The 26,913-nt window shown below is 62.0% G+C and carries 24 protein-coding genes and 1 pseudogene; 14 read left to right on the plus strand and 11 right to left on the minus strand.

Annotated features, from left to right (window positions below):
• The 7 genes and pseudogenes from EOB36_RS34930 to EOB36_RS07895 all read left to right on the plus strand — a co-directional run.
• Positions 1–153: pseudogene (locus EOB36_RS34930) on the plus strand (thioredoxin family protein); the annotation flags it as partial.
• 220 nt (positions 154–373) lie between these two features.
• The gene (locus EOB36_RS07870) at positions 374–1,126 is read left to right on the plus strand and encodes a FadR/GntR family transcriptional regulator (protein ID WP_126102967.1); all 753 of its coding nucleotides are present in this window, start codon (positions 374–376) and stop codon (positions 1,124–1,126) included.
• A 62-nt stretch (positions 1,127–1,188) separates the two neighbouring features.
• Positions 1,189–2,094: a 5-dehydro-4-deoxyglucarate dehydratase gene (gene kdgD / locus EOB36_RS07875; RefSeq protein ID WP_126102968.1), complete on the plus strand. Its 906-nt coding sequence runs from the start codon at positions 1,189–1,191 to the stop codon at positions 2,092–2,094.
• Positions 2,095–2,226: 132 nt separating this feature from the next.
• Positions 2,227–3,699: an ABC transporter substrate-binding protein gene (locus EOB36_RS07880; RefSeq protein ID WP_337127023.1), complete on the plus strand. Its 1,473-nt coding sequence runs from the start codon at positions 2,227–2,229 to the stop codon at positions 3,697–3,699.
• Between the two features lie 83 nt (positions 3,700–3,782).
• Entirely contained in the window at positions 3,783–4,697 is a 915-nt protein-coding gene (locus EOB36_RS07885) for an ABC transporter permease (RefSeq protein ID WP_126102970.1), read from the plus strand.
• Between the two features lie 3 nt (positions 4,698–4,700).
• On the plus strand, positions 4,701–5,624 hold the full coding sequence (locus EOB36_RS07890) for an ABC transporter permease (RefSeq protein ID WP_126102971.1): 924 nt from the start codon (positions 4,701–4,703) through the stop codon (positions 5,622–5,624).
• A complete protein-coding gene (locus EOB36_RS07895) occupies positions 5,621–7,267 on the plus strand; it encodes an ABC transporter ATP-binding protein (RefSeq protein ID WP_128284613.1) in 1,647 nt (548 codons plus the stop codon). The genes EOB36_RS07890 and EOB36_RS07895 overlap by 4 nt, the downstream gene beginning before the upstream one ends.
• Before the next feature lie 44 nt (positions 7,268–7,311).
• Here EOB36_RS07895 and EOB36_RS07900 read toward each other — a convergent pair whose 3' ends face one another.
• The 9 genes from EOB36_RS07900 to EOB36_RS07940 form a co-directional block, all read right to left on the minus strand.
• Positions 7,312–7,779: an RES family NAD+ phosphorylase gene (locus tag EOB36_RS07900; RefSeq protein ID WP_128284614.1), complete on the minus strand. Its 468-nt coding sequence runs from the start codon at positions 7,777–7,779 to the stop codon at positions 7,312–7,314.
• On the minus strand, positions 7,779–8,222 hold the full coding sequence (locus EOB36_RS07905; protein ID WP_245458070.1) for an antitoxin Xre/MbcA/ParS toxin-binding domain-containing protein: 444 nt from the start codon (positions 8,220–8,222) through the stop codon (positions 7,779–7,781). The genes EOB36_RS07900 and EOB36_RS07905 overlap by 1 nt, the downstream gene beginning before the upstream one ends.
• 133 nt (positions 8,223–8,355) lie before the next feature.
• Positions 8,356–9,321, minus strand: coding sequence for an oligopeptide/dipeptide ABC transporter ATP-binding protein (locus tag EOB36_RS07910; RefSeq protein WP_128284615.1), 966 nt, complete (start codon positions 9,319–9,321; stop codon positions 8,356–8,358).
• Between the two features lie 2 nt (positions 9,322–9,323).
• On the minus strand, positions 9,324–10,331 hold the full coding sequence (locus EOB36_RS07915) for an ABC transporter ATP-binding protein (protein ID WP_095486476.1): 1,008 nt from the start codon (positions 10,329–10,331) through the stop codon (positions 9,324–9,326).
• A 2-nt stretch (positions 10,332–10,333) separates the two neighbouring features.
• Entirely contained in the window at positions 10,334–11,251 is a 918-nt protein-coding gene (locus tag EOB36_RS07920; RefSeq protein WP_127203738.1) for a dihydrodipicolinate synthase family protein, read from the minus strand.
• Positions 11,252–11,268: 17 nt separating this feature from the next.
• Positions 11,269–12,159: an ABC transporter permease gene (locus EOB36_RS07925; RefSeq protein ID WP_095486474.1), complete on the minus strand. Its 891-nt coding sequence runs from the start codon at positions 12,157–12,159 to the stop codon at positions 11,269–11,271.
• Positions 12,159–13,118 carry an ABC transporter permease gene (locus tag EOB36_RS07930; protein WP_126102977.1) on the minus strand — a complete coding sequence of 320 codons (960 nt, stop codon included), beginning with the start codon at positions 13,116–13,118 and terminating at the stop codon, positions 12,159–12,161. The genes EOB36_RS07925 and EOB36_RS07930 overlap by 1 nt, the downstream gene beginning before the upstream one ends.
• A gap of 86 nt (positions 13,119–13,204) precedes the next feature.
• Positions 13,205–14,791, minus strand: coding sequence for an ABC transporter substrate-binding protein (locus EOB36_RS07935; RefSeq protein WP_095486472.1), 1,587 nt, complete (start codon positions 14,789–14,791; stop codon positions 13,205–13,207).
• Positions 14,792–14,831: 40 nt separating this feature from the next.
• Positions 14,832–15,581 carry a FadR/GntR family transcriptional regulator gene (locus EOB36_RS07940; protein WP_095486471.1) on the minus strand — a complete coding sequence of 250 codons (750 nt, stop codon included), beginning with the start codon at positions 15,579–15,581 and terminating at the stop codon, positions 14,832–14,834.
• Positions 15,582–15,692: 111 nt separating this feature from the next.
• On the opposite strand from EOB36_RS07940, the gene EOB36_RS07945 reads away from it, so the two are divergent.
• The 4 genes from EOB36_RS07945 (at position 15,693) to EOB36_RS07960 (ending at position 19,468) form a co-directional block, all read left to right on the plus strand.
• Entirely contained in the window at positions 15,693–16,664 is a 972-nt protein-coding gene (locus EOB36_RS07945; RefSeq protein ID WP_128284616.1) for a Gfo/Idh/MocA family oxidoreductase, read from the plus strand.
• A complete protein-coding gene (locus EOB36_RS07950) occupies positions 16,661–17,656 on the plus strand; it encodes a Gfo/Idh/MocA family oxidoreductase (RefSeq protein WP_127203736.1) in 996 nt (331 codons plus the stop codon). The genes EOB36_RS07945 and EOB36_RS07950 overlap by 4 nt, the downstream gene beginning before the upstream one ends.
• Positions 17,646–18,599, plus strand: a complete 954-nt coding sequence (locus EOB36_RS07955; protein WP_245467663.1) for a dihydrodipicolinate synthase family protein — start codon at positions 17,646–17,648, stop codon at positions 18,597–18,599. Before EOB36_RS07950 ends, EOB36_RS07955 begins: the two co-directional genes overlap by 11 nt.
• Before the next feature lie 98 nt (positions 18,600–18,697).
• The gene (locus EOB36_RS07960; RefSeq protein WP_127289017.1) at positions 18,698–19,468 is read left to right on the plus strand and encodes a TIGR01458 family HAD-type hydrolase; all 771 of its coding nucleotides are present in this window, start codon (positions 18,698–18,700) and stop codon (positions 19,466–19,468) included.
• Positions 19,469–19,685: 217 nt separating this feature from the next.
• On the opposite strand, the gene EOB36_RS07965 is transcribed toward EOB36_RS07960, so the two are convergent.
• Positions 19,686–21,218: an FAD-dependent oxidoreductase gene (locus EOB36_RS07965; protein WP_128284618.1), complete on the minus strand. Its 1,533-nt coding sequence runs from the start codon at positions 21,216–21,218 to the stop codon at positions 19,686–19,688.
• A 405-nt stretch (positions 21,219–21,623) separates the two neighbouring features.
• Here EOB36_RS07965 and EOB36_RS07970 point away from each other — a divergent pair, with 405 nt between their 5' ends.
• The 3 genes from EOB36_RS07970 to EOB36_RS07980 all read left to right on the plus strand — a co-directional run bounded on the left by EOB36_RS07970 (position 21,624) and on the right by EOB36_RS07980 (position 25,312).
• The gene (locus EOB36_RS07970) at positions 21,624–22,595 is read left to right on the plus strand and encodes an SDR family oxidoreductase (protein WP_095486618.1); all 972 of its coding nucleotides are present in this window, start codon (positions 21,624–21,626) and stop codon (positions 22,593–22,595) included.
• 125 nt (positions 22,596–22,720) lie between these two features.
• Positions 22,721–24,433 carry an HAD family hydrolase gene (locus tag EOB36_RS07975; RefSeq protein ID WP_128284619.1) on the plus strand — a complete coding sequence of 571 codons (1,713 nt, stop codon included), beginning with the start codon at positions 22,721–22,723 and terminating at the stop codon, positions 24,431–24,433.
• An 18-nt stretch (positions 24,434–24,451) separates the two neighbouring features.
• Positions 24,452–25,312 (plus strand): NmrA family NAD(P)-binding protein, encoded by an 861-nt coding sequence (locus EOB36_RS07980; RefSeq protein WP_126102986.1) that lies wholly within the window; start codon positions 24,452–24,454, stop codon positions 25,310–25,312.
• A 54-nt stretch (positions 25,313–25,366) separates the two neighbouring features.
• Here EOB36_RS07980 and EOB36_RS07985 read toward each other — a convergent pair.
• A partial coding sequence (locus EOB36_RS07985; protein WP_245467665.1) for a xanthine dehydrogenase family protein molybdopterin-binding subunit occupies positions 25,367–26,913 on the minus strand: 1,547 nt, incomplete at its 5' end.

Raw genomic sequence — 26,913 nt, forward strand, 5'->3', positions numbered from 1 at the left:
GAGCAGGCGGTTGCAACCAGGCGCGGCCTTCGCAGCATCCCGAACATGATCCTCTTCCATGGCGGACAGGAGGTTGCGCGCGCATCCGGCGCGATGACGGCGGGGCAGATCGTCAGGTGGGTCCGCGATCACCTGCCGCCGGCCGCAGCCTGAAAGCCGCCACGCCATGGCTCCGCTCATCGCCGTGGCCGTATCAGCAAGGTGCCGACGAAAACCGCTTTAGGCGACTTGACGGCCCACATGCGGAGCGCAGAAGCCATATGATGACCTAAGTACATTCGACCTCGGACTGCAAATTTTCATATGATGACCTCGCTTTTGCCCTGCGCCGGGAGTATGCAATGTCTCGACCCGGCAAAAGTTTGGAGGACCCATGCAGCAGGCCGAACATCGAACGTCCCGCAGGTCGTTCGTCTCTCAGGTTGCAGATGCGCTGCGCGGGCAGATCGAAGCCGGCTTTTATGCACCTGGCGACAAATTGCCGACAGAACCTGCGCTGATTGACCGGTTCGGGTTCAGCCGCACTGTGGTCCGGGAGGCCATCGCCGCGCTTCGCGCCGACGGGCTGGTGGAATCGCGGCAAGGCGCCGGCGTCTTCGTTCTCGGCCCGAAACCTGTCGACGAGGGATTGAAGCTCTTCACCGACGAAACGAACAAGATCTCGGATATCATCGAAGAGCTCGAGCTTCGCATCGGCATCGAAGTCGAGGCAGCCGGCCTTGCCGCAGCCCGCAGTTCGCCGGCGCAGGAGGCCGAAATCGAGGCCCAGGTCGAAAGATTCGCCGACCTCATGGCGCAAGGGCAACCCACCGACGAGGCGGACTTCCAGTTCCACATGGCGATCGCCACCGCAACGAACAACGCCAGGTTCAAGGCATTCCTCGAACATGTCGGCCGGCGGATGATCCCGCGGGTGAAGTTCAAGACGATGATGGGCGGCGTCGACCCCTTGCCCAATCGCGACCATCCGATTCTGGAGGAGCACAGGGAAATCGCGGATGCGATTCTCGCCCGCGACCCGGAAAAGGCGCGTGAGGCGATGCGCCGCCATCTGGTGACGGGGATAAAGCGCTATCGCGCCCTCACCGTCCGACGCTCGGCAAACCAGGACAAAACCGGCGGTTGACTCGCCCCGATACTCATCATATGAATCTAGATGACATCATATCAATTGTGGGATGAGTTCTTTTGTCGCCAGATGAAATCAAGTCGCGTGTCGCTTCAGGGCTGCTGTCGTTTCCGGTCACACATTTCAACGAGGATTTCAGCCTCAATCTCGAAAGCTATCGCGCGCATGTGGCATGGCTCTCGGGGTTCGGTGCCGCTGCCCTGTTCGCGGCCGGGGGCACGGGCGAGTTCTTCTCCCTGTCGCCGGAAGAGGTCGCCGACGTTACCCGCGCGGCCAAGGATGCCTCGGGAGATGTGCCTATCATCGCCGGCTGTGGCTACGGCACGGCGCTCGCCACGGAAATTGCTCGCCGCGCCGAGGCTGCGGGAGCCGACGGTCTTTTGCTTTTGCCTCATTATCTGATGGAAGCCTCCCAAGAAGGGATATTCCGGCACGTCAAAGCCGTGTGCGAATCCACCGGCCTCGGCGTCATCATCTACAACCGTGCGAACTCGGTCGCCAATGCCGACACGGTTGCTCGCCTTGCCGACGCGTGCCCAAACCTCATCGGCTTCAAGGACGGCACGGGCAAGATCGATCTTGTCCGCCACGTCACCGCCAAACTTGGCGATCGGCTCTGCTACATCGGTGGCATGCCCACGCATGAGCTCTTTGCCGAAGGCTTCAACGGCGCCGGAGTGACGACTTATTCCTCTGCGGTCTTCAACTTCGTGCCGGAATTGGCACAGCGCTTCTACAGGGCCATGCGGACAAACGATCGCGCCGCAATGGAAGAAATCCTGCACAGCTTCTTCTTCCCCTTCGCGGCTTTGCGCGATCGCGAACAAGGTTATCCAGTGTCGATCATCAAGGCAGGCGTCGAGCTCATAGGACGGACCCCCGGCCCGCTCCGTCCGCCGCTGACGGATCTGAAGCCGCAGGAAAAAGACATGCTGCGCGGACTGATCGAGAGGATCGCCGCCTAGTCGCCGGGAGATCGGCAAATTGTCGGGCGAACGGGACGAGGAGGTTCGCCCTGCGCCCGACAGCCAAAACGGAATATCAAAGGGAGGAGAGACATGAATAGAAGCGCTCATACGATTGCAGCTGTCGTATTGATGACTGCTGCCGCGCCATCGGCTGTCGCACAAGATGCGGCGCAGGACATCCGTATCGTCCTGCCGGAGCAGCCGGCCAATCTGGAGCCCTGCGGCACCATCATCACAAATGTCGGCCAGATACTCAGCCAAAACGTCGTTGAATCGTTGACCGTCATCGATCCGATCACCGGACAACCTCAGCCGAAATTGGCGACCGAGTGGACCAGCGTGAACCCGACGACCTGGCGGATCAAGCTGCGCGAGGGCGTGAAGTTCCAGGACGGAACGGAGCTCAACGCGGATGCGGTTGCGTTCTCCATCAACAGGATGATCAGCGGCAAGATCACTTGCAGCAACATAGCGAAGTTCGGCGATGCCAAGCTAACGCTGACGCCGGTCGACGATCTAACCGTCGAGATAAAGTCGGACAGGCCCGAGCCCATCATGCCGACGCTGTTGAGCGTGGTCATGATCGTCTCGCCGAAGACACCGGTCGACAAGGCGGTGAACGATCCGGTCGGGACCGGCCCATTCAAGCTGTCGACCTTTTCCCCGCAAACCGTAGTGCTTGACGCGTTCGACGGCTATTGGGGCAAGAAGCCGGAGATCACGAAGGCAACCTATGTCTGGCGGCCCGAATCCTCGATCAGAGCTGCCATGGTGGAAACCGGGGAAGCCGACCTGACGCCGTCGATTGCCATCCAGGACGCCAGCAATCCGGAGACGGATTTCGCCTACCTGAACTCCGAGACCACCGCGATCCGTATCGATGCCGCCAAGCCGCCGCTCGATGACCTGCGCGTCCGCAAGGGGCTCAACCTCGCGATCGACTGGGAAGGCCTTGCGCAGCTGTTCGGCGACGACGTCAAGCGTGCGTCGCAGATGGTCGTCTCCGGGATCAACGGGCATGACGATGCGCTCGAGCCTTGGCCGTACGATCCGGAAGAGGCGAAAAAGCTCATCGAAGAGGCGCGCGCGGCAGGTGTCGCGGTCGATACCGAGATCAAGCTCATCGGGCGAAACGGCATCTATCCAAACGGCGCGGAAGCGATGGAGGCCATGATGACGATGTGGCAGGATGCCGGCCTCAACGTCAAGCTTACCATGCTCGATGTCGCCGACTGGCTGCGCTATCTGCAAAAGCCTTTCCCGCCGGAGCGCGGCCCCAATCTCCTGCAGATGATGCACGACAACAACAAGGGCGATGCGGCCTTCACGGTTCCGATCTTCTACCGATCGAGCGGGAGCTACTCGACCGTGGCCGATCCGGCGTTCGACAAGGAGATAGACGAGGCCCTGGCTGCGACCGGCGAAGCCCGCACCAACAGCTTCAAGGCGATCTTCGGCAAGGCCCGCAACGAAGTGGTGGCGGACATCCCGATGTTCCACATGATCGGCTATACCCGCGTTGGCACCAGGCTGGAATGGAAGCCCGATATCACCACCAACAGCGAAATACCGCTGGCCAATATCGCTATCAAAAAAGACTGAGTGATACGGGGGCGCTGGGTCCGATCGTGATCCTGCGCCCCTGACCTGTTGCCTCCGTCGATATCCGTCCAAGGGCATCCCAAATGATTACCTATCTTGGACGCCGGGCGTTCCACAGCATCCTGTCGGTCATAGGTCTGTTGACGCTGGTCTTTTTCCTGACACGGCTCACCGGCGACCCTTCCGCCTTGTACCTGCCTCTGGACTCGACTGCGGAAGCTCGGGCCGCGTTCGCGCGGTTGAACGGCCTCGATCAGCCGATCTATTGGCAGTTTCTGGAATATTTGCGCGATCTTCTGCAGCTGGATTTCGGTGAATCGCTACGCCAGAACCGCTCGGCGATGCAGGTCGCGCTTGAGGCGTTCCCGGAAACGCTGAAGCTTGCCGCCGTCGCGATCACGCTGTCGACCGCTTTGGCTATCCTTGTCGGCTCTCTTGCGGCCGCGCGACCGGGCAGCATGTTCGACCGTGTCGCCAGCCTCGTCTCTCTGGCCGGCGCAAGCGCGCCGGATTTTTGGGTCGCCATCGTCGGCATCCTTGTCTTCGCTGTGGGGCTCGGGCTTTTGCCGACATCCGGCACCGGAACCTGGGCCCATTGGATCATGCCCGTCTTCGTGCTGATGCTTCGCCCCTTCGGTCTCCTGGTGCAGGTCGTGCGCGGAACGATGCTGTCCGCGCTTGCCTCTCCATACATCAAGACCGCAAGGGCCAAAGGCCTGCCCCGACAGAAGATCATCTTCGGGCATGCGCTTCGCAACTCGCTGCTGCCCGTCGTCACGGTCGCCGGCGACCTGGCGACCAGTCTCGTCAACGGCGCCGTCGTCGTGGAGTCGATATTCGGCTGGCCCGGCATCGGCAAGCTGATGATCGACTCGATCATCCAGCGCGATTTTGCCGTCGTCCAGTCGACAATTCTGGTGACGGCAACCGCCATCTTCATCCTGAACATCGCGATCGACCTGCTCTACGCGGTTCTCGATCCGCGCATCCGGTACTGAGCCATGACGATCATCACCCCCGACATCAAGCCAGCGGCGGTTCCAGGCAGCGGCAGCGTGCTTCTCGCCTATCTGAAGCGCGACAAGCTTGCGCTCGCCGCCGCTATCTTCCTGACGATCATCGTGCTCGCTGCGGTCCTCGGCCCGTGGCTGGTGGGCGACGCTGCTTCGCGGCTGGGGCTGCGCCAGCGAAACCTCGCCCCGTTCTCGCTGGCCAGCGGCTGGATCTATGTCCTCGGCGCCGATACCCTCGGCCGTCCCATCCTGGCCAGGCTGATTGTCGGCGCGCAGAATACGTTCGGCATTGCCGCGGCGGCGGTATTCGCGTCCATGCTGGTTGGTGGAACGCTCGGCCTGATAGCGGGCTATTCGGAGCGCTGGTACAGCCATCTCATTCTGCGCCTGGCCGATGTCGTCATGAGCTTTCCCTCGCTGCTGCTGGCGCTCATCGTGCTCTATACGCTCGGCCCGAGCATCACCAACCTGGTGATCGTTCTCGCCGTTACGCGCATGCCGATCTATCTCAGAACGGCGCGCGCAGAAGTGCTGGAGTTGCGCGAGCGCATGTTTGTGAGCGCGGCGCGAGCCATGGGCGCGAAGCCGGCCCGGATCATCGTCCGGCACATCGCCCCCCTCGTCCTGCCGACACTGGTGACGATTTCCGCCATTGATTTCGCGACCGTCATTCTCTCGGAATCGGCGCTGAGTTTCCTTGGCCTCGGCATTCAGCCGCCGGATTTCACCTGGGGTGCAATGGTGGCAAACGGCCGCGGCTATCTCGCGACAGCCTGGTGGATCGCATTCTGGCCGGGTCTTGCAATCATGCTGACGACGCTGTCGCTCAACATCCTCTCGAACTGGGCGCGCACCGTCGCTGATCCGCAGCAACGCTGGCGTCTTCAGACATTGCGAAAAGCCGCCCGATGAGCAACGCGACCAATCCCATTCTCAAAGTCGACGGACTGACCGTCGATTTCCTTTCGGACGATGAGCCGGTACGCGCGGTCGACGATGTCTCTTTCCACGTCAGCCGCGGCGAGACTCTCGTGATCCTCGGCGAAAGCGGTTCGGGAAAAAGCGTCAGCACCAGCACGGTGATGGATCTCATCGACTGTCCGCCAGGTGATATCGTGGCCGGCTCCTGCCTCTTCGATGGCGTCGAACTCTCGGGCCTTGGCGCGGAGGCGCGCAGAAGCATCAACGGCCGCAGGATTGCGATGATCTTTCAGGATCCGCTCGCCTATCTGAACCCCGTCTATACGGTGGGGCGCCAGATCGAGGAGGTCTATGAGAGCCACGGCGCGGGAGCCGGCAAGGACGCACGCGCCAAGACGATAGAACTGCTTCGGCGTGTGGGCATTCCAGAGCCGGAAAACCGCGTCGACTTCTATCCACATCAGTTCTCGGGCGGACAACGCCAGCGCGTGATGATCGCCATGGCGATCGCGTTGAAACCGGACATCCTGATTGCCGATGAGCCCACGACCGCTCTGGACGTCAGTGTGCAAGCGCAGATCCTCGATCTGCTGCGCGATCTCCAGCGTGAGACCGGCATGGCGTTGATCATGATCACCCACGACCTTGAACTCGCCTCGTCCATGGCGGACCGGATTATCGTCATGAACGGCGGGAAGGTGGTGGAGACAGGCATCGCCAAGGAGGTCTTCAGCAATCCGCAGCACGCCTACACGCGCCGCCTCATCTCCGCCCTGCCCCACGGCAACGCAGCGGAGGCGCCGAACAGGCGTTCGACGACGATCGCCGGCAAAACCCTGCTCAAGGTGGAACATCTCACCAAGCACTATGTGCTTGCTTCCGGAGCTTTCAGCAGCAAGCGGACGTTCAAGGCGGTGGATGACATAAGCTTCGAGGTCAGGAGAGGCGAAACGCTCGGCATCGTCGGCGAGTCCGGCTCCGGCAAATCGAGCGTCGCACGCATGCTGTTGGGGCTGAACGCGCCAAGCGCGGGCAAGGCCGTCTTCGCCGGCGAGAACATCTTCGAAATGAACGAGAAGCGTCTTATGGCGTTTCGGCGCAAGGTCCAGATGGTGTTCCAGGATCCGTACGGATCGATGAACCCGCGCATGCGCGTTTACTCCATCATTTCCGAACCCTGGGTAATCCACCGCGATATTCTGCCGAAGAACAGGTGGAAGGCTCGAGTGGCAGAGCTCCTGGAATTGGTGGGGCTGTTGCCGGAACACGCCGACCGCTACCCGCACCAGTTTTCCGGCGGCCAGCGACAGCGCATCGCCATTGCGCGCGCGCTCGCGAGCGCGCCGGAACTGATCGTCTGCGACGAGGCGGTTTCGGCGCTCGACGTCTCCATCCAGGCGCAGGTGATCGACCTTCTGGCCGACCTTAGGACACGGCTTAGACTCTCATATATTTTCATCACACACGACTTGCCGATCGTCCGCCATTTCGCGGACCGGATCATGGTCATGAAAGATGGAAAGATTGTCGAGGAAGGTCAAACCTCGGCGCTGTTCGGGGCGCCTCGCCACGAATATACGCAAAGCCTGTTGCAGGCTGTTCCCAGACCCAAATGGCTTACGCAAGCTCAATAGTCCGAGCCTAGCGCGAGCAACGCCTTGCCGATACCAACCCGCAGTCACCCTTTGAATAGCCGAACGTCAAGCTCGAACGGATCGACACGTGCGATTTTGATTCGGGCCGCGGCAGGATGACGAGGATTGATGAGAACATTGTGACCTGGTCCGTCCGAGATCGGGACAATGGCTGACGGAACAAAGAACAGAGCAGCGCTGACGCTGTTCAGCCACTCATCGCCGACTCGTTGCGTAAATGCCTCCCGTTGTCGCCAATCGCCCGGGAGATTAATGAGATCGTATCGGTCAGCGCCAGTATCATCGGGCACGTCGTACGACACCATCGCAAGTCTCGGAAGCAGCGTTGGATCCTCGACGTGCACCAGCTTCTCCAGCACGCAAAGTGAAGGCGACGTGGCACTGTATGTGACGGGATGACCGACTGTGTTCCATCTTCCATCGAACAACAGCCCGTAGCCGCCATCGATAGCCGTAGCGTATCGAAGTCCTGACAGCCGCCAAAGCCGCATCAGGCGGCGGCACCCCAGGCGATTTTTCCAAGAATGGTCTCGATAACACGCGCGCCAGCCTCAGTCTGCGCGATGGTCAACGGCGTTTCACCGCCAAGTTCGGCCAAGCCTCTGCGCAGCCATGTGTTGGCCTTTTCAGCATCTCCGAACGTCTCTTCGGCAAATGACTGAATCCGTACGAGCCGCACCGCCCGATCAGACTCGTCTACCGTCAACGGTTGATCCTTTTCCGCCCGGTGGCGCCTGGTCCGTTGCGGGATGACAAACTTTTCGATCTCCTGATCGCTCAGCCCAGCGAGCGAAAGTCCTCTCAGTGCGGCAAGCGGCAGTCGGCGTCGCACGATCATGGCAAGGTCTGCCTGGGAAGTTACCTCCGTCCCGAGCACCGGGGCTCCTCCCAGCTTGCGGGCGATTTCGCTAATCACTGTGACAGGCATGGACATGGCAAAAGCTCAGCGGCAACATGCCTGATATGTTAGGGCAGATTGCCGCGATTGCAAGCCGGACCGCAAAGTAATTTCGGTGCCGCTTCGCGGAAACGAGGATCCCGACTGCTGGAACGTCACGCCAGCTTGCCTAGGCGATGTCGTCGCGAATGCAGGCCTTCAGATGGCCATCTGACGTTGCCCGCAGCGGCGGGACGATGCCGGCACAAGCGTCTATGGCGACCGGGCAACGGGTTCGGAAAACACACCCGGTTGGCGGATTTGCGGGGCTTGGGATGTCGCCCTTCAGCACCTGCCGGGTCTGCTTGGCCAGCGGGTCGAGCGACGGAATGGCCGACAGCAGCGCGCGCGTATAGGGATGCTGTGGCCGAGCATAGAGCGCGGCCGCCGGTGCAACTTCCATGATGCGCCCGAGATAGAGAACGATCACCGTGTCGCAGATATATTCGACGACGGCCAGGTCATGCGAAATGAACAGCATGGTGAGACCGAGCCGGATCTGCAGGTCGCGCAGAAGATTTATGATTTGCGCCTGAATGGAGACATCGAGGGCAGAGACCGGCTCATCGGCGACGATGAATTCGGGTTCGAGCGTAAGCGCCCGGGCGATGCCGATGCGCTGACGCTGCCCGCCCGAAAATTCGTGGGCGTAGCGGTCATAGGCATCGACTGGCAACTCGACCGCAGCAAGTGCTTTCTCCGCCCTCGCCCGCCGCTCGGGCCTGTTGCCGATGCCCTGAATATCCAGGCCTTCGGTCAGGATCTGCCCGATGGTCATGCGCGGCGACAGGCTGGCGAACGGATCCTGGAAAATATACTGCATCTTGCGGCGCTGGCGAGCCAGCGGCCCGGCGCTCAGCTTGGTTATATCGACGCCGTCAAATCTTATTTCGCCGGACGTCGGCTCGATGAGACGCAGCACCGAGCGGCCGATCGTGGTCTTGCCCGACCCGGATTCGCCGACGAGGCCGACCACCTGGCCGCGCGCAATATCGAAGGAAATATCATCCAGCGCCCTGACGATGGGACCGCGCGAGAACGCCGTCGGCGAAAAATGCTTGGTCAGGTTCCTGACCGAAAGGAAGGGGGCATCCATTGTCAGAGATCCTCCCAGCGCAAACAACGGCTTTTCTGGGTCGACGTCGCAGCGAACAATGGCGGTACAGCAGCGCGGCAGGCATCGATAGCCAGGGCGCAACGCGGCGCGAAGGAGCAGCCCTTGGGCAGCAGAGCCAACGACGGAACATTGCCGGCGATGGTTGGAAGCGGCGTTCCCGCTGCCTTCAGCGTGGTGGCTTGGCCAAGCCGTGGCACCGAACGCATCAGCCCGGCGGTGTAGGGATGACGCGGACGGGTGAACACCTCGCTCACCGGACCCGATTCCACGATGCGCCCGGCATACATCACCGCGACCCGGTCGGCGATCTCGGCAACGACGCCGAGATTGTGCGTTACGAACAGAATGCCCATGCCGCGTTGCGCTTGCAGCTCGGCCAGCAGGTCGAGAATCTGGGCCTGGATGGTGACGTCCAACGCGGTGGTCGGCTCGTCGGCGATCAGCAAGGTCGGATCGCAGGACAAGGCCATGGCGATGGTGGCGCGCTGGCGCATCCCTCCCGACAACTCATGCGGGTATTGCCGCGCCCGCCGATCGGGATCGGGAATGCCGACCTGAGCCAGCAGCCGCACGGCGTCGGCGGCCGCATCACGATGCGACTTGCCGAGATGGATGCGGATCGGCTCGGCGATCTGCTCGCCGATAGTGTAGACCGGATTGAGGCTGGTCATCGGCTCCTGGAACACCATGCCGATGTCGTTGCCGCGCACCTTACGCAGCGACTCAGGATCGAGGCCGGTCAGCTCGGTGACTGTGCCGTCCCTGCGCCGCAGCGCGATCGATCCGTCGGCGATGTGTCCGATCTTCTTCGGCAGCAGGCCGATGATCGATAGGCTGGTAACGGACTTGCCCGATCCGGATTCGCCGACGAGCGCGACCGTTTCACCCGATCCGATCGTCAGATCGACGTCCTGCACGGCGGCGATGTCGCGTCCGGCGATACGGAACACGGCCCGCAGACCGGAAATCGAGAGAATCGGAGCGTCCACGGTCAGCGCATCAACCCGACGTCGCGCAGGATGATTTCGACCTTTGCGGTTTCCTCGTCGTTCAAGCTGCGCTGTGGCCGCGCCATGGTGTTGGAGGCGATGATGCCGAGGCTTTTCATTGCGGTCTTGAAGGCGCCGACGCCGGCCGAGCCGGCGCTTGTCCTGCCGAGCGAGATCCAGACGATCTCGAACAGCTTCAACAGCCGCTCCTGCTCGAGGCGGGCTTCGGCGTGCTGACCCGCCTGCATCAGGTTCCACAGCTTGACGTAGCCGTGCGGATCGACATTGGCGAGGCCCGGCACGACGCCATGCGCGCCCATGGCAAGCACGCTGTCGACCAGGATCTCGGAACCGGTCATGCCGAAAAAATTCGGATCGTTGGCCATGTCCTTGAGCACATAACGCAGATTGCCGTCATCGCCGCTGGAATCCTTGATCCCCGCGATAACCCCCTCGCTGGCAAGGCCGACGGTGGTCTTGCGCTCTAGCTTGACATGAACGCAGACCGGAATGTCGTAGGCGATAATGGGGATGTCGACCGCATCCTTGATATAACGGAAGTGATCGCCGATCTCGGGCTGGCTGGTGCGGGCATAAAAGGGCGCGGTGACCACGACGGCGTCGGCGCCGGCCGATCTGGCTACCTTGGCGTGGTTGATGACACGATCGGTCGTCGGGTCGATGACCCCGGCGAAGATCGGAACGCGGCCATTGTTGACTTTGACCGCATGCTCGATGATGGCCCTGCGGCCGGCCTCGTCATGGAAGACGACCTCGCTGGTCGAGCCGAGCACGAACAGCCCGTGAATGCCGCCGGCGAGCAGGTTCTCGATGGTCCGCGTGAACGACGGGAAGTCGACACTGAAATCGGAATGGAGCGGGGTGACGACAGGTGGCACGACACCGGTAAACAGGGGCATTTTGAAAACCTTCAGGTTCAGTTGAGATCGGAACGGGGATCGAATGCATCGCGCAGGCCGTCGCCGATGAAGTTGATGGCCAGAACGGTGAGCACGAGCACGGCGCCGGGAAACATCCATTGCCAAGGATATTGCTCGAGCACCACGGTGGAGCGGGCGAGATTGAGCATGTTGCCCCAGCTGGCTTCGGGCGGCGCGATGCCGAGGCCGAGGAAAGAGAGGCCAGCTTCGAGCAGAATGGCGTTGGCGATCTGCAAAGTGGCGTAGACGACAAGAATGTCGATGCAGTTCGGCAGGCCGTGACGGAACAGGAGATGCGGCAGTCCTGCCCCCATGCCACGGGCGGCGACGACGAAGTCGCGCTCGCGCAGCTCGAGCAGCCGGGCGCGCACCATGCGCGACAGCACCGGCCATGAGAGCAGCGAGATCACCAGGATGGTCGGCGCGATGCCGGTGCCGGCAATCGAAGCGAGCACGAGCAGGAAGATCACCGGCGGCAGCGTCATTGCGAGATCGACGAAGCGCATCACCGTGCCGTCGACAACACGCCCGCCGAAGCTGGCGACGGCGCCGACTAGGAAGCCGATGACGATCGAGATGGCGACCGAGCAGACGGCGACCAGCAGCGAGATCCGCCCGCCTTGCAGCAACCGGGCCATGACGTCGCGGCCGACGCCGTCGCTGCCTAGCCAATGAATGGCCGACGGCCCCTTGTTGATCGCCCTGAGATCGATCGCGTTGGGGCTGAACGGCCACCATAAATGATAGGTCGAAACCGCCAGCAGGATAGGGATAACGATAAACAGACCGGCGCGCGCCGCACGATTTTCAAAGAAGCGGTCGAGCGCGCGGCGGAGCGGTCCTTTGGTTTGCGGCACAGCTGTCGGATCTGGCGCGGTGATCGTCATCACGACACCTGAATGCGCGGATCGACGACAGCATAGACGATATCGGTCAGGAGATTGACCAGAATGACGCAGATGCCGATTACCAGGGTGGCGCCCATGATCACCGGGTAATCCCTTGTGCCGACGGCGTTGACCAGCAGCAGGCCCATGCCCGGCCAGTTGAACACGCTTTCGAGGAAGATGGCGCCACCGATCGCGATGCCGACCGTCGACCCGATCAGGGTGATAACCGGCAGAAGCGCATTGCGGGTCGCGTGCTTGATGATCACCCAGAACTCGCGCACTCCCTTGGCGCGCGCGGTCCGCACATAGTCCTGGTTGAGCACTTCCAGCAGCGATGCGCGCATGTAGCGCATGATCAGCGCGGCGTGTCCGATGGACAGCAGGCAGGCGGGCAGGACGAGGTGCGCGAGCACGTCCGATATGGAAAAAGGTGCGCCGGCGGTCTGCATGCCGCCTGATGGCGCCCAGCGCAGCAACACCGAGAAGAAGTACAGTCCGAGAAGTGCCGTCAGAAAAGCCGGGCTGGAGATGCCGATGAAAGAAACCACCGACAGCGCGATGTCGGGCAGCGCGTTACGGCGGACGGCACTGAAGATGCCGGCGGAAATGCCGAGCACGATGGCGATGGCCAGGCCGGTGCCCATCAAGAGCGCGGTCGGGCCGATGCGCTCCATGACCAGCGGCAGCACGGCAACGCCGCTGCGCTGGATCGAATAGCCGAAGTCGCCGCTGAGCGCGGCGCGAAGCCAGGCGAGGTATTGCACGGGAAGCGGCTGGTCGAGCCCAAGCCGGTCACGCAGGACTTCGAGGTCGGAAGCAGACATCGGGCTGGACGGGTTGATATACGCGTCGATCGGATCGCCGGGCGCCAGTCGCAAAAGGATGAAGATGAGGACGCTCAGAGCGACCAGCATCAGCAGTCCTGTAGCGCTGCGGCGGGCAATGAAACTCAGCATTGGCTGTCCGTGGTGATGGTGAGCGGAGCCGGCATCAGGCCGGCTCCTTGCAAAGGTGGGCCTGGAGTGGCCCGCCAGGCGTTTTTTTACTGGATGTCCCAGCGTTCCGGGTGAGCCGCGAAAGGACCGCCGGCAGGCGCCGGCGTCCAGACAAAGTCACGCAGTTTGTTGGAGGCGACGCCATAGCGATTGGCTACCCATAATGTCGCCCAAGGCAGATCCTTGTTCATCACCTTGCAGACTTCCTGCCAGGATTGATCGATCTTGGCCGGGTCGGTCTGGCCGAGCGCGGCGTCCAATGCAGCGCTCAGGTCGTCGAACTCGATGCGCATGGTGTTGAAGCCTGCCGGCGGAATCTGGGACTTGTTGAGACCCGGGCTGATGCCAGCCGGATTTGGACCGTTCTGCAGGCCGGCATAGACCATCGCAAACGCATTCCAGTCCGGCGTGCCTTCCTTGTAGACGATGCCGTTATAGGTCGGCGTATCGACGACACGCGGCACAACATTGATCCCGACCTCGGCCAGCATCGACTGTATGGCGGCCATCACATTGGCCGCTTGCGGCGAGCCGTAATAGGTCAGCAAGGTGATGGGCTTATCGCCGTTGATCTTGTCCCAGCCCGCCTCAGCAAGCAGAGCCTTGGCCTTTGCCGGATCGTAAGCATAGGTCTCGAGGCCTTCGGGAAGCAGATGCGGCGCGACGTAGCCGCAATTGGCCGGTTTGGCCGCCCCGCCATAGAGGCTCTCGATGATGGCATTGCGATCGATCGCGTACATGATCGCCTGGCGGACGCGAACATCCCTGAAGAGCTCGACCTTCTGGTTGAGCCCGATGTAGTTGACTACATAAGAAGCGCCCTCGATCACCTTGAAATTGCTGTCGCTTTTGAAAGATACCGCGTCGTCGGGCTCGACATAGGTGAACTGGATCTCGCCGGCGCGCAGCGCGGCAACGGCCGCCGCCGGGCTCTCGAAATACCGGTTGATGAGCACGTCGGCCTTCGGCTTGCCGCCGCGATAGTCGTCATCCGCGGCCAGCTCGACATATTGATCGCTGACATAGCGATTGAATTTGAAGGGGCCGGTGCCGACCGGAGTGGTGGACCACCAAGTGCTTGTGGCCAGCGTTTCCGGTGGCATCGCGGCCAGGGCATGCTCCGGCAGGATCATCACCTGCGAGAGAATGGACAGGAACGAGCCGTTGGGCTTCGACAGTTTGACGACGACGGTGCGGTCGTCCGGCGCGTCGACCGACGCGATATCGCCGAGACGCGCGGCAAACAGACTGCCGGACGCTTTGTTCCTGGCGAGCTCAAGCGTGAACTTGACGTCCTTGGATGTGAACGGCTTGCCGTCGTGCCAGGTCTCTTGGACAAGGTTGAACGTATAGGTCAGCTGGTCGTCGCTGACCCTGTAGTCCTTGGCCAGATCGCCTTCGAGTTCGGTCAGGTCGGAGTTGTAGATGACCAGCGGTTCAAAATAGGTGCTGAGCCAGGTAAAGCCGCCGGTCGCAGCCAGCGGATTGAAGTTCTTGGGAAAGCCGCCGGGGCCGACGTCGAAGCCCCCGGTTATGGTCTTGGCACCCTGTGCCTGGACGCTGGTGGCAAGGCCGATGCCGCCGAGCAGCAGCCCGGTGACGGCCAGATGACGAGCGATAGTCTTGATGCGCATGGTTTCCTCCCTTGGCATTGTCAGGTAGTTCGGCGTTTGGTCAGGTCGTTCGGTTTTTGGCGATGACTTGCTGAATCCCCCTGTAGTGATCGTCGAGGCGCTGACGCGCCCGGTCGACATCCTTGGCGGCAACGGCCTCGACGATCTCGTGATGGTCGCGCCACGTCGCCAGCGGTGTCGGATTGTCGAGGCTGGTGAAGTTCGAGGCCTTGTTGAACGCCACCCAGAAGATGTCGATCAGCGCGCTCAGCATGTGATTGTTCTGGCAGCGGAACAGCAGCTGATGGAATTGCTGGTCCTCTTCGGCAAAGCTCTCCTGGCGCTCGGCGCGCCGCCGCATGCTTTCGGTCAGCTGGCGCAGCGCGGCGATGTCTTCGGCGCTGATCATCTCGATGGTCTTGGCGATGAGGCCGGTTTCAAGGACGCGGCGGATCTCGCGCAGCTCCTCCACGTCGCGCAACGAATCCTGCAGGCCATATGCCAGATTATCCAGCAAGGGCTTGAACGAGAATTCCTTGACGAACACGCCGATACCGCGGCGCGTCTCCAGAATGCCGATCGACTCCAGCGCCTTGATAGCTTCGCGCACCGAGTTGCGGCCGACGCCGAGCCGCTGCGCCAGGAAGGTCTCCGGAGGCAAGGGATCCCCCGCCTTGAGCTTGTTGCTCTGGATATATTTCCTGAGGCTCTCCTGCACGCTGACGTGAAGCAGCGGCGGTCTGGTCAGCGGCTCGATCGACTTAGGTTCCGAGATCGGCTTGGGTTCTGAGATCAACTTGGGTTCCGGCATTTTGCTCCCAGCGCTGCTTTAATTGCGCCCGATGGCGCGTCGCAAAGCGGTCGATGCTTGTAGCATAGCGACTTGTAGGATATCCTGCAAGTAAGAGGATTCGTCACTGAAATGAAGATTGTCCTGGCCGGATCGAGCCATTGGCACGCCGAAATGCATCTCGACGCAGCACACTCTTGTGGCACTGAGATTGCCGGCATTTGGGATGAGGACGCGGAACATGCGCGCGCCTTCGCGGCGCGTCATCATTTGCCGCTCATCACCGATTTCGCGAAAATCCTCTCCAGCCCGCCGGACGTGATCCTGCTGATGGGACATCCTTCGACGGTGCCCGCGCGGGCGCGAGCCGTCATCGAAGCCGGCATACCGCTAATCCTGGAAAAGCCGTCGGCGAGCAGCACTGGAGTGTTGGCCGCGCTGCGCGACCTGGCGAGGCAGCACCAGGCCTTTGTCAGTGTTCCCCTGCCCAACCGCTTTGGGCCGGCCGTCATTGGCTTTGAAAGGCTTCGCCAGCAAGGCCGCGCCGGTGCGGTTGCGCATTGCCAGTTCCGGCTGGTCAATGGCCCGCCGCAGCGCTATGCGGCCGACGGTGTCGCCTGGGTCGTGGATCCGGCGATCGGTGGCGGCGGCGCGCTGAGGAACCTCGGCATACACGGCATCGACGCCGCGCTCAGCCTGGCAACCGCCGGGCTTAGGCTGAAAGCCGTTTCGATAGAGAACCGCATTCACCATACCCCCGTCGAGGACCATGCACTGCTCGTACTGGAAGACGCTGCCGGAGCGTTGTTCGTCGTCGAGGCGGGATATACTTTCGCTTCGATGCGCCCCGGCGGCGATTTCGAATGGCGCATCGTCAGTGAGAATGCGACCCTCATCGACTATGGCGATCGCGCCATCTGTGCGACGCTCGACGATGGCGCTATCGTCGACTTGCCGATCGAATTGCCGGCGACGCGGTATCGGCTATGCATGAGCGACACGCTCGACCGGCTGGCCCGAAAGGCGCCGCCGGCGACTTCAATCGATGACTATGTTGCGGCGATGTCGCTGATCGACGCCGCGTATGAAAAGGCAGGACGATGATTGGAATAGGCATTATCGGAGCGGGCGATTTCGGCGCGGCCCATGCGAGGGCAATCAAGGAGGTGCACGGCCTGCAACTCGTCGCATCGTGCCGCGGCAATAACGACGCCCTGGCCGGCTTCACCAGCGAACACGGTGGTCGCGGCTACACCGACTGGCGCAAGCTGCTGGACGACAAGGATGTCGACGCTGTCCTCATCGCCAGTCCTCACCATCTCCATGCCGAGATGGCGATCGGCGCAGCAGAGGCCGGCAAGCACATCATGCTCGAAAAGCCGATGGCGCCGACGGCGGCGGCCTGCGATGCAATCAACGCCGCCGTGGTCGCCGCTGGCGTCAAGCTCATGATCGCCCATCTCATGCATTTCGCCCTGCCCTGCACGGCGGCCAGGCAAATACTGGAGGAAGGAGCGCTCGGCCGGCCGCTCATCGGATCGAGCTGGATCATCAAGCTGTGGATGGAGCACAATCGCCGCGACTGGCATCTGCGCAAGGCAACCGGCGGCGGCATGCTGTTGACGGCCGGCATCCATGCGCTCGACCGCCTGGTCTGGCTGATGGATGACGATGTCGTATCGGTGAGCGCCATGCTCGGCGCCAAGTTCCATGACCAGGAAGCCGACGACACCGCCCTGGTCGGTCTGCGCTTCGCCGGCGGCGGCATCGGCCAGGTGCAGAGCATCGGCTATCGCAATGGCGCGACTACCTACGCCATGGACCTGGTCTGCGAGCAGGGAACGCTGCGCATCGACATGGACCGCGGCACGATGCTTGGCCGCGATACGGTCTGGACCGACCTGCCAGGCTCGTTCGAGCCGAACTGGATGCATAACGCGCTGGTGCGCGAATGGACGGCGATGCGCGATGCCATTGCCGACGACAAGCCGGTGCCGGTCGACGGTGCCTATGGACGCAAGATCATCGGCATTATCGAGGCCGCGTTTGCGTCGAACGAAACTCGCCGCGAGCACGAGATCGCCGGTGCGCGCTGAGCCCGACGATCACCTGACCCACTTGCCTGCACAGGCGCCGCGCGGCGTCTGGGGCGCGGTGATGCTGGCCATTGACGATCGCGGAGCAATCGACTGGAACGCGACGGAAGAGACGATCGCGCGGCTTTGCGCGGCCGGTGTCGACGGCATCTATTCCAACGGCACGGCCGGCGAGTTCCACTGCCAGACCGAGCCTGAGTTCGATCGGCTTTGCGACCTGGTGGCCGCGATAGCCGGCCGCGCGCCCCTGCCCTTCCAGATCGGCATCAGCCAGTCCAATCCGCGCGTCGCGCGCGAGCGGTTGATGCGGGTGTCGGCGCTTCGCCCGACGGCAGTGCAATTCACCTTGCCCGACTGGTGGCCACCCAGCGACGACGAGGTCATGCGCTTCGTCAGCGGTCTTTGCGAGACCGCGCCTGACATGTCGCTGGTGCTCTACAATCCACCGCACGCCAAGCGCCGCCTGACACTCGAAGGCATCGCCAGGCTGCGTGCAGCGGTGCCGTCGCTGGCCGGCGCTAAGCTGCCGGGCGGCGACGCCAACTGGTACGCCGACATGCGCCGCGAACTGCCGGGATTTTCGGTCTTCGTGCCCGGCCATACGCTGGCGACGGGATTTGCCCAGGGCGCCCACGGCAGCTATTCCAACGTCGCCTGCCTCAACCCGAAGGGCGCGGTGACGTGGTGGCAGATGATCCGCACGGAGGCGGCAGCCGCTGCCAAGGTCGAGACGCGCATACAGGCCTTTCTCGCCACGCACGTTCTGCCTTTTCGCGCTCGCTACGATGTCAGCGATGCGGCGCTCGACAAAGCGATGGCGGCAGCCGGCGGCTGGGCGCCGCTTGGCTCGCGACTGCTCTGGCCTTACAGCTCGGTTCCCGACGAGGCGACCGCGACGCTGGCCGAAGTCGCACGCACGGCCTTCCCCGAATGGTGGGAGTGAGCGGCGGTTAATCGAGTGCGCCTGCCCTGATCCAAAAGGAACAACCATGGCCTTGTTCCGGGTTTGACGCACGGCGGACTCGTGATCATGCTGGACCGATGACAAGAGGTGTACTGCTTGACCTCGCAGGCGTCATCTATGATGGCGAGACCGCCATATCAGGCGGAATCGACGCCGTTGCGCGTTTGCGCCAGGCCGGTTTGGCCGTACGCTTCGTAAGCAATACCACGCGCTCGTCGAAACAAGGGGTTCTCGAACGTCTGGAGGCGATGGGACTCACCGTTACCAAGGCAGATGTTTTCACGCCGGCGCACGCTGCTCGCGAATGGCTGCTTCGCAATGGCCGTGCGCCATACTTGTTGGTTCACCCCGGCCTTGCGCCGGATTTTGACGAGCTACCGGATCGCGACAAGCGCGCCGTCATCGTCGGCGATGCCGGAGACGCCTTCACATATGCGGCGTTGAATGACGCGTTTCGTGAGCTGAGTGCGGGGGCCGAATTGCTGGCCCTTGCCACCAACCGGACGTTTCGGGACGCCGACGGCGGACTCAGCCTCGATGCAGGGCCATTCGTCGCGGCATTGGAATTTGCCTCCCTGAAACGCGCAACTGTCCTCGGCAAGCCCTCGTCGGCATTCTTTCTGTCGGCGCTGGCAAGCATGGACTGTCCGCCGGATCAGGCGATCATGGTCGGCGACGACGCCGAGGCCGATATAGCTGGCGCCCTGCGCGCCGGAGTTTCGGGCGCATTGCTGGTGCGGACAGGCAAATACCGGCAGGGCGATGAAAAACGGTTTGATCCGCGCCCGACCGCAACCGTCGCCGATCTCGCGGCGGCAACCGACTGGATCATTGCGCGCCGAGACTGATTGCGCAGGCTGAACCGGCCGCACAGCGCCCGCAGCCCGGACCTTGTGCTGCGCGGAATGAACGAAGCGCAATTGAATGCTGAGCCACGGAAGGCGGATAACAGCGTGCGCCTCGCTAGAGCAGTTCAGCTTTTGATAGAATCGCTGACCCGCTCTAAGTATTTGTTTTTACGCAATTCCGGACGAAAAACCGCTCCGCGCTTTTCCCGGAATTGCTCTAGGTCATTTGACGCTCCATTTGCACCTCGGCCCCTAGACTTTCGATGTCGCGGAAGATCGAAGCGACAGCCAGCGTGCGCCCTTCGCGCTTGAAGCGGAGCAGGCAATCCTTGGCAAGGATGTCTCCATCGACCACGATCTCGTCCCATTGCGCGGCATGGCCGACGTAGTTGATGGGCACATCATAATGCTGGCTCCAGAAGAACGGTACGGCGACGAATTTCTCGCGATGGCCGAGCATGTTGAGGGCCGCGGTTCGCCCCTGCCTCTCCGCAACCACCCAATGCTCGACCCGAATGTTCTCGCCACTGTGAGGATCTGGCCACCGCGCAATGTCGCCGGCCGCGAAGATGCCTGGTGCGCTCGTCTCCAAAAAGGCGTTCACGACGACACCGCGGTCAAGGATGAGCCCCGCCGTTTCGGCAAGCCCTGTCCGCGGTCGCACGCCGATGCCGGCGACGACGAAATCCGCCGCCAACGTATCGCCACTGCTGAGTTTCACCTTGCTGCCGTCGATGCTGCTCGCGGTGTCCTCGAGATGGAATACGACACCATTCTCCTCATGGAGGGCGCGGATAAAGTCGCCCATTTGCGGACCCAGGATCCGTTCCATGGGCCGTTTTTCCGGCGCCACGACATGAACTTCGATCTCGCGCGAGCGCAGGGCCGCGGCAACCTCCAGACCAATGAAACTGGCGCCAAGCACGACGGCGCGGCGCGCAGTCGTGGCTCGCTCGATGATCGCCTTGCAATCTGCGAACGAGCGCAGCGTGTGAACGTGTGGTTGGTCGGCGCCCTGTATGGTCAGGCGAACCGGTTCGGCTCCGGTCGCAAGGAGTAGCCTGTCGTAAGGAGTCCGTGTCCCGTCCGCGAGCACAATTTCGCCAGAACGTGTATCGATGCTGGCGACGTTCGCGTTGAGACGCAGGTCGATATCGTTCTTCGAGTAGAAGCTTTCTCCGCGGAGCGGAATCCAACTCTCCGGTGCTTTGCCGGCAAGGTAGTCCTTGGAAAGATTGGGCCGATCAACGGGCGGCGCTTCGTCGTTGCTGAGCATGACAATGCTGCCTTGATAGTGTTCGCGCCGCAGTTTTTCTGCCGCCGCGAAACCGGCCGCGCCGCCGCCGACAATGACGATTTTCTCTGGAACCTGGCCGGAGCTTCCATTGCGCGGCTTGGATACCGTCCGCTTGCGCTTCTCGCCCACGAATATCCGATCATCGCGTTGTTCCACCGACCAGCACGCGAGTGGACTGAAAGCAGGGGCACGCAAGGCCTCGCCTGTACGCAAATCGAAGCACGCGTGATGCCAGGGACACCGGACGGTGTCTTCCACCACCAGACCGTCGACGAGCGGCCCGCCATAATGTGTGCATGTCGCCCCGATGGCGAAGACCTCGGCCCCGCGGCGCACCAGCAGCACCTGCTCATCGCCGCAATGGCCGAGAAGCTTTCCGCCATCGGGAAGGTCGGATAACGCGATGCCCTCGACCAGATCCGGCCCGTTTGGTTTGGTATGACCTTCAGCCATTTTCCTCTCCCTTGGCGCGATCCGCTGACAAAATCGCCTGTACGCCGAGAAGCGGGAAATCTTCAGGTCACCAGCCTCGGAATACCTTCTGCTTGGCCAGCGCCTTCAGGTTCTCGGACACCGCTTGTGCCCAAACGTCCGGCCGCATCATTCGTTGCCAGTTGGGCAGTACGCGCCGTCGATTCCTGGCGTTTTGGGTTCGCTGCGATCAAGAACATTCGGCGCCTGCTGCCAAATTTGGGGGGGGCGATTCTCATCGGCGGTTTGTCGAAGGTGGCGCTCATCACTCGTTGCCGCGGCTGCAATGGTCGCTTGTCGAACGCATCGCGGACTGAAGAATGACGCCGTCGCGCAAACTTTTTCGCCGGACATGCGTTGTTCATCCTTCAAGCCAAGGAGGCAGCCATGCAGATGAAATCGGAAATCGCCGGCGAGGCCGCCAAGCAGCGCCATATCCAGCGTCGGATCGATGCCAAGGACAAATCGAAATCGAGCGGCAAGCAACAAGGCGCCATGCAGGCCGGAGCACGCAAATATCCCGAGCCGCCCTTTCCTGAGCAGCACCAGCCGAAGCCGGGGCACGAATGGGCGATCGAGCCAGCGCCGCTTTACGATGCGCCATTCTATATCGGATCGAAAAAGCTCGACGGCAAAGTGGCTGTCATTACCGGCGGCGATTCCGGCATCGGCCGCGCAGTGGCCGTGCTCTATGCGCGCGAAGGCGCGGATGTAGCGATCGTCTATCTGTCGGAGGACAAGGATGCCGAAGAGACAAAGAGGGCCGTCGAAGCCGAAGGCCGGCGCTGCATCCTGATCAAGGCTGACGTCAGCGAACGCGACCATTGCCACAATGCGGTGGCTGAAGTGGTGAAGGAATTCGGCCGGATCGACGTGCTGGTCAACAACGCCGCTTTCCAGATCCATTCCAGCGAATTCAGCGAGCTGACCGAAGAGCATTTCGACACAACGCTGAAGACCAACCTCTACGGCTATTTCCACATGGCGCAGGAGGCCGTGCCGCATATGAAGCCCGGCTCGGCGATGATCAACAGCGGCTCCATAACCGGCATCGAGGGCTCAAAGCAACTGGTCGACTATTCGATGACCAAGGGCGGCATTCATGCCTTCACGCGCGCGCTTTCGGGCAATCTTATCGAAAAGGGAATTCGGGTGAATGCCGTGGCGCCGGGCCCGGTGTGGACGCCGCTCAACCCATCGGACAAGCAGGCCGGTGACGTGTCGAAATTTGGCGCAGACACGCCGATGAAACGGCCGGCGCAACCGGAGGAGATCGCGCCCGCCTATGTGTTCCTCGCCTCGCCGCACTGCTCGAGCTACATCACCGGCGAGATACTGCCGATTATCGGCGGCTACTGAGTGGGTATCCTGCGCCGCAACACTTGTCCGCTCGGCTCGATCACGCCTTTGCGGAATGGCATCTCGTCGTGCGACCTCGCGTGTGGCGGTGGTAGCGGCGATCTCAGACATGAAATGGTCGACAAATGTATTTCATCGCCTTGGCAACAGACTATGACGGCACGCTGGCGCACGAGGGGATCGTAGCTGAAAAGACGGTTGCGGCTCTCGAACGGGTCAAGAAAAGTGGCCGCAAGCTCATTCTCGTCACAGGACGAGAACTGCCCGACCTCAAGCGCGTTTTTCCCGAGATCGGCCTGTTCGACAAGGTCGTCGCCGAAAATGGGGCGTTGATCTACACGCCTGCCAGCGAGGAAGAACGTGTGATTTCACCGGCACCGGCGCCCAAGTTCGTCGCCAAGCTAAAAAAGCACGGCGTCAAGCCGCTTTCAGTCGGACGGTCGATCGTTGCGACCTGGGAACCACACCAGGCAACAGTTCTTGAAGTGATCAAAAAACTTGGGCTGGAACTGGAAATCATCTTCAATAAGGGCGCGGTGATGATCCTGCCGAGCGGCATCAACAAGGCAACCGGGCTGGCCGCTGCACTTGAGGACCTGCGGCTTTCACCACACAATGTGGTCGGTATTGGCGATGCTGAAAACGACCACGCCTTCCTGCAGGCCTGCGGCTGCAGCGTCGCCGTCGACAATGCACTTGTGGCGGTCAAGGATACAGCAGACCTGGTGACGCGCGGCGCGCGTGGAAAAGGCGTCGAGGAACTGATCGAGAAACTGGTAAAGCGCGATCGGGAACTTGTCCGAAAACGCCGCGACGGCATTCTTCTCGGCTCGGTCGGCGGCGACGAAGTCTATCTGACGCCGACCGACACGGTTCTGATCGCCGGAAGCTCCGGCATCGGCAAATCCACCTTGGCCACCGCGCTGACGGAACGCTTCGTCGAGAACGGCTTTCAGTTCTGCATTTTCGACCCGGAAGGCGACTATGATGGCCTCGAAGGTGCCGTCCGGATAGGCGATGGCTCGAGCGCACCGACAAAGGCACAAGTGCTCGACCTGATCGAGAAGCCGGACACCAGCGTGGTCGTCAATGGGCTGGCGTTACGGGTCAACGAGCGACCGGACTTCTTTGCCGATCTGCTCCCCGGCCTTGGCAGTTTCCGCTACCGTACGGCGAGGCCACATTGGCTGGTCATCGACGAGGCACATCATCTTCTGCCCAAGAAGCGCGACGACACACGCGCCGTCCTATCGTTGGAATTGCCGGGCACCGTCCTGATCACCGTTCATCCGGAAGCGATTTCGACCGATGCCCTGCGCCTGGTCACTGCCGTCATTGCGCTCGGTCCCAAGGCCAAGAATGTCATCAAGGCCTTTTGCCATGAGACGGATACCAAGCCGCCAAAGGATATTCCGTCGCCAAAAGGCGAGCGCGTGTTGTTCTGGCGGCCTCAAACCCGCAAGAAAATTGCCATGGTCAAGGCGATCGAGCCGCGCCAGTCACTCAAGCGTCACAGCCGCAAATATGCAGAAGGTCACCTAGACGAGGCCGGCAGCTTCTATTTCAGAGGTCCCGACAACGCGATGAACCTGCGGGCCCATAACCTGATGATCTTCGCTCAGATCGCCGAAGGCATCGACGACGGGACTTGGGAGCATCACCTGCGTGCCGGCGACTATTCCGAATGGTTTCGCCATCAGATCAGGGACAAGGAGCTGGCGCGCGAAGCCGCCGAGGCAGAGAAGGACGAAATGCTCTCGGCGCAGGAAAGCCGCAAGCACGTTCTGGATGCAGTACGTCGCCGGTATACGGCTCCTGCCACCGCCCCGGAGGAATAGGAAGCGAAAGGATCGGCCATGCACATCATTCTCGGAGGCACCGGCCATGTTGGTTCTGCTGCAGCCATGTCGCTGCTACAGCAGGGCGAAGCGGTCACCATCGTAACTCGCGACCCATCGAAAGGCGCTGACTGGACCCGGCGTGGCGCCGAGATCGCAGTGGCGGATGTCCACGACAGCGAGGTCCTTCGTCAGGTCTTTCGTCAAGGCGAGCGGCTGTTTCTGCTCAATCCGTCGGCCGACCCATCGACCGACACCGACGTTGAAGAGCGCAAGACCGTTGCCGCCATCACTGCAGCTCTTGAAGGATCTGGATTGCGAAAGATCGTCGCGCAATCAACCTACGGCGCTCAGCCCGGCGACCGATGTGGCGACCTGAACATCCTTTACGGGTTGGAGCAGAAACTGCGCGCCCAGCCGATCCCTGCCAGCATCATCCGGGCGGCATATTATATGAGCAACTGGGATTTCTCTCTTGAGACTGCGGAGCAGGATGGTGTGGTGAACACCTTTTTTCCGGCGGACTTCAGATTGCCAATGGTGGCACCGGACGACCTTGGGCGCGTCGCTGCCCGCCTGCTGAAAGAGCCGATCGAACAGACAGGTACCCACTATGTCGAAGGGCCGGCGCGCTATACTGCGTCCGATGTCGCGGCTGGTCTGAGCGACGAGTTACGAAAAGACATTCAGGTCGTGACGGCACCGCGTGAAAAATGGCAAGAGACCTTTGAGGGCATGGGCTTTTCCAGGGCCGCTGCCGAGTCGTATGCGCGCATGACCGCCCTCACTCTGGACGAGCTTGAACTGCCCGCCGATCCCGAGCGTGGCACTGTTACCCTGCAACGCTACATTTCCGATTTGGTGGCCCGACGCAAATAGCGCAGCAAAGCAACAATGACTAGCTCTGTATTTTCAACCCGTTACCGGAACAAACTATACTATTAAATTCTCTATTCTGATCGGCAGATCGCGGATACGCCTGCCGGTGGCGTGATACACCGCGCTTGCGACGGCGGCTGCCGTTCCGACATTGCCGAGTTCGCCCAATCCCTTGACGCCGGCCGGGTTGACCGCGTGATCGACTTCCGGGACGAGGATCACCTCAAGCTGCTTTATGTCGGCGTTGACCGGCACCAGATAGTCCTGCAGGTCGCGGTTGACGTAGCGGGCGTGGCGCCGGTCGATTTCGGTCGCCTCGTGCAGGGCCTGACCAATGCCCCAGATCATGCCGCCCATCAACTGGCTGCGCGCGGTGCGCGTATTCATGATGCGGCCGGCGGCAAAGGCGCCGACGATGCGGGGTACCCGGATCTCCCTCGTGTAGCTGTTGATGCGCACTTCAACCAATTCTGCGCCATAGGCGTATTTCACCGAATCCTCGTCCTGATCGCCGCCGTGGAATTCCGCCTGCCCGGCATAGAGCTTCTTCAAGGCCTCCGGCGACGAGCCTTTCGGCGCAAACTCGGCATATTCCTCGAGCGCGCCGATCTGCATCGCGTTGAAGACGTCGGACAGTCTGGCCGACTTGCCGCTATCGGTGACGACGGCCTCCTTTTCCATTTCCAGCATTGCGTTGCCGGACCCCGCCAGTGGTCCGCCCTCCCCGACAGCCGCGGTGAAGAGTTTTTCGCGAATCGCGTCGCAGGCTTTCAGAACCGCCGAGCAGACACTTGCGGTCGAAATCGAGCCGCCAGAGACCGGCGCCGGCGGCAAGGTGCTGTCGCCCATCTCGACGCTCACCTTGTCGATATCGACGCCAAGCCGTTCGGCCGCCATCTGCCCCGCTACGGTGCGCACGCCGGTGCCGATCTCGTGCGAGCCGGATTGGACACGAACATGGCCGTCGTCGGTCAGGCGGACACGGGCTGCGCAGGGTGCTGCGGCGGTCGGGTAGATGGCGGTCGCACAGCCCATGCCGACCAGCCAGTCGCCATCACGCATCGAGCCTACTGCCGCTTCGCGCTTTGACCAGCCGAAGGCCTCCGCGGCCTGGTCATAGCACTTGATCAGCGATCTGCTGGAGAACGGCTTGCCGCCGATCGGTTCCTTTTCCGGCTCGTTGATGCGGCGGAATTCGACCGGATCCATGCCGAGTTCCACAGCCATTTCGTCCATGGCGTTTTCGAGCGCATAGACGTAGGGCGTCTCGGGCGGCGAACGCATGTAGCCGGGTGTGTTGCGGTCTGCATGCACAAGAGAGACGCGGGTCAGCACCGAGCCGTAATTGTACATGCGGCTGGTCGCCGAGGTGCCGCCGACGACATAGGGATCGAGTCGCGAGGTCACTTCCCAGCCTTCGTGACCGAAGGCGGTGATGCGGCCGTCCCTGTTCGCGCCGATACGGATGCGGTGCCGGGTCTCCGCCCTATAGGTTTGTGTGTCGTAAGCCTGCATGCGGCTGACCACGCAGCGCACCGGCCGGCCGACCCGGCGGGCCGCGACCGCCACGATCGCCGTGCGGGCGGTCCTCGGCCCCTTGG

It is taken from the genome of Mesorhizobium sp. M6A.T.Cr.TU.017.01.1.1 (assembly GCF_004023115.1).
GTDB lineage: Bacteria > Pseudomonadota > Alphaproteobacteria > Rhizobiales > Rhizobiaceae > Mesorhizobium > Mesorhizobium mediterraneum.

Coding starts and splice junctions, on each gene's coding strand:
- EOB36_RS07895 (WP_128284613.1), top strand. CDS start 5,621: ATGAGCAACGCGACCAATCCCATTCTCAAAGTCGACGGACTGACCGTC.
- EOB36_RS07965 (WP_128284618.1), bottom strand. CDS start 21,218: ATGGCTGAAGGTCATACCAAACCAAACGGGCCGGATCTGGTCGAGGGC.
- EOB36_RS07970 (WP_095486618.1), top strand. CDS start 21,624: ATGCAGATGAAATCGGAAATCGCCGGCGAGGCCGCCAAGCAGCGCCAT.
- EOB36_RS07960 (WP_127289017.1), top strand. CDS start 18,698: ATGACAAGAGGTGTACTGCTTGACCTCGCAGGCGTCATCTATGATGGC.
- EOB36_RS07870 (WP_126102967.1), top strand. CDS start 374: ATGCAGCAGGCCGAACATCGAACGTCCCGCAGGTCGTTCGTCTCTCAG.
- EOB36_RS07885 (WP_126102970.1), top strand. CDS start 3,783: ATGATTACCTATCTTGGACGCCGGGCGTTCCACAGCATCCTGTCGGTC.
- EOB36_RS07900 (WP_128284614.1), bottom strand. CDS start 7,779: ATGCGGCTTTGGCGGCTGTCAGGACTTCGATACGCTACGGCTATCGAT.
- EOB36_RS07950 (WP_127203736.1), top strand. CDS start 16,661: ATGATTGGAATAGGCATTATCGGAGCGGGCGATTTCGGCGCGGCCCAT.
- EOB36_RS07880 (WP_337127023.1), top strand. CDS start 2,227: ATGACTGCTGCCGCGCCATCGGCTGTCGCACAAGATGCGGCGCAGGAC.
- EOB36_RS07940 (WP_095486471.1), bottom strand. CDS start 15,581: ATGCCGGAACCCAAGTTGATCTCAGAACCCAAGCCGATCTCGGAACCT.
- EOB36_RS07925 (WP_095486474.1), bottom strand. CDS start 12,159: ATGACGATCACCGCGCCAGATCCGACAGCTGTGCCGCAAACCAAAGGA.
- EOB36_RS07945 (WP_128284616.1), top strand. CDS start 15,693: ATGAAGATTGTCCTGGCCGGATCGAGCCATTGGCACGCCGAAATGCAT.
- EOB36_RS07980 (WP_126102986.1), top strand. CDS start 24,452: ATGCACATCATTCTCGGAGGCACCGGCCATGTTGGTTCTGCTGCAGCC.
- EOB36_RS07905 (WP_245458070.1), bottom strand. CDS start 8,222: ATGTCCATGCCTGTCACAGTGATTAGCGAAATCGCCCGCAAGCTGGGA.
- EOB36_RS07920 (WP_127203738.1), bottom strand. CDS start 11,251: ATGCCCCTGTTTACCGGTGTCGTGCCACCTGTCGTCACCCCGCTCCAT.
- EOB36_RS07935 (WP_095486472.1), bottom strand. CDS start 14,791: ATGCGCATCAAGACTATCGCTCGTCATCTGGCCGTCACCGGGCTGCTG.
- EOB36_RS07975 (WP_128284619.1), top strand. CDS start 22,721: ATGTATTTCATCGCCTTGGCAACAGACTATGACGGCACGCTGGCGCAC.
- EOB36_RS07910 (WP_128284615.1), bottom strand. CDS start 9,321: ATGGATGCCCCCTTCCTTTCGGTCAGGAACCTGACCAAGCATTTTTCG.
- EOB36_RS07890 (WP_126102971.1), top strand. CDS start 4,701: ATGACGATCATCACCCCCGACATCAAGCCAGCGGCGGTTCCAGGCAGC.
- EOB36_RS07930 (WP_126102977.1), bottom strand. CDS start 13,118: ATGCTGAGTTTCATTGCCCGCCGCAGCGCTACAGGACTGCTGATGCTG.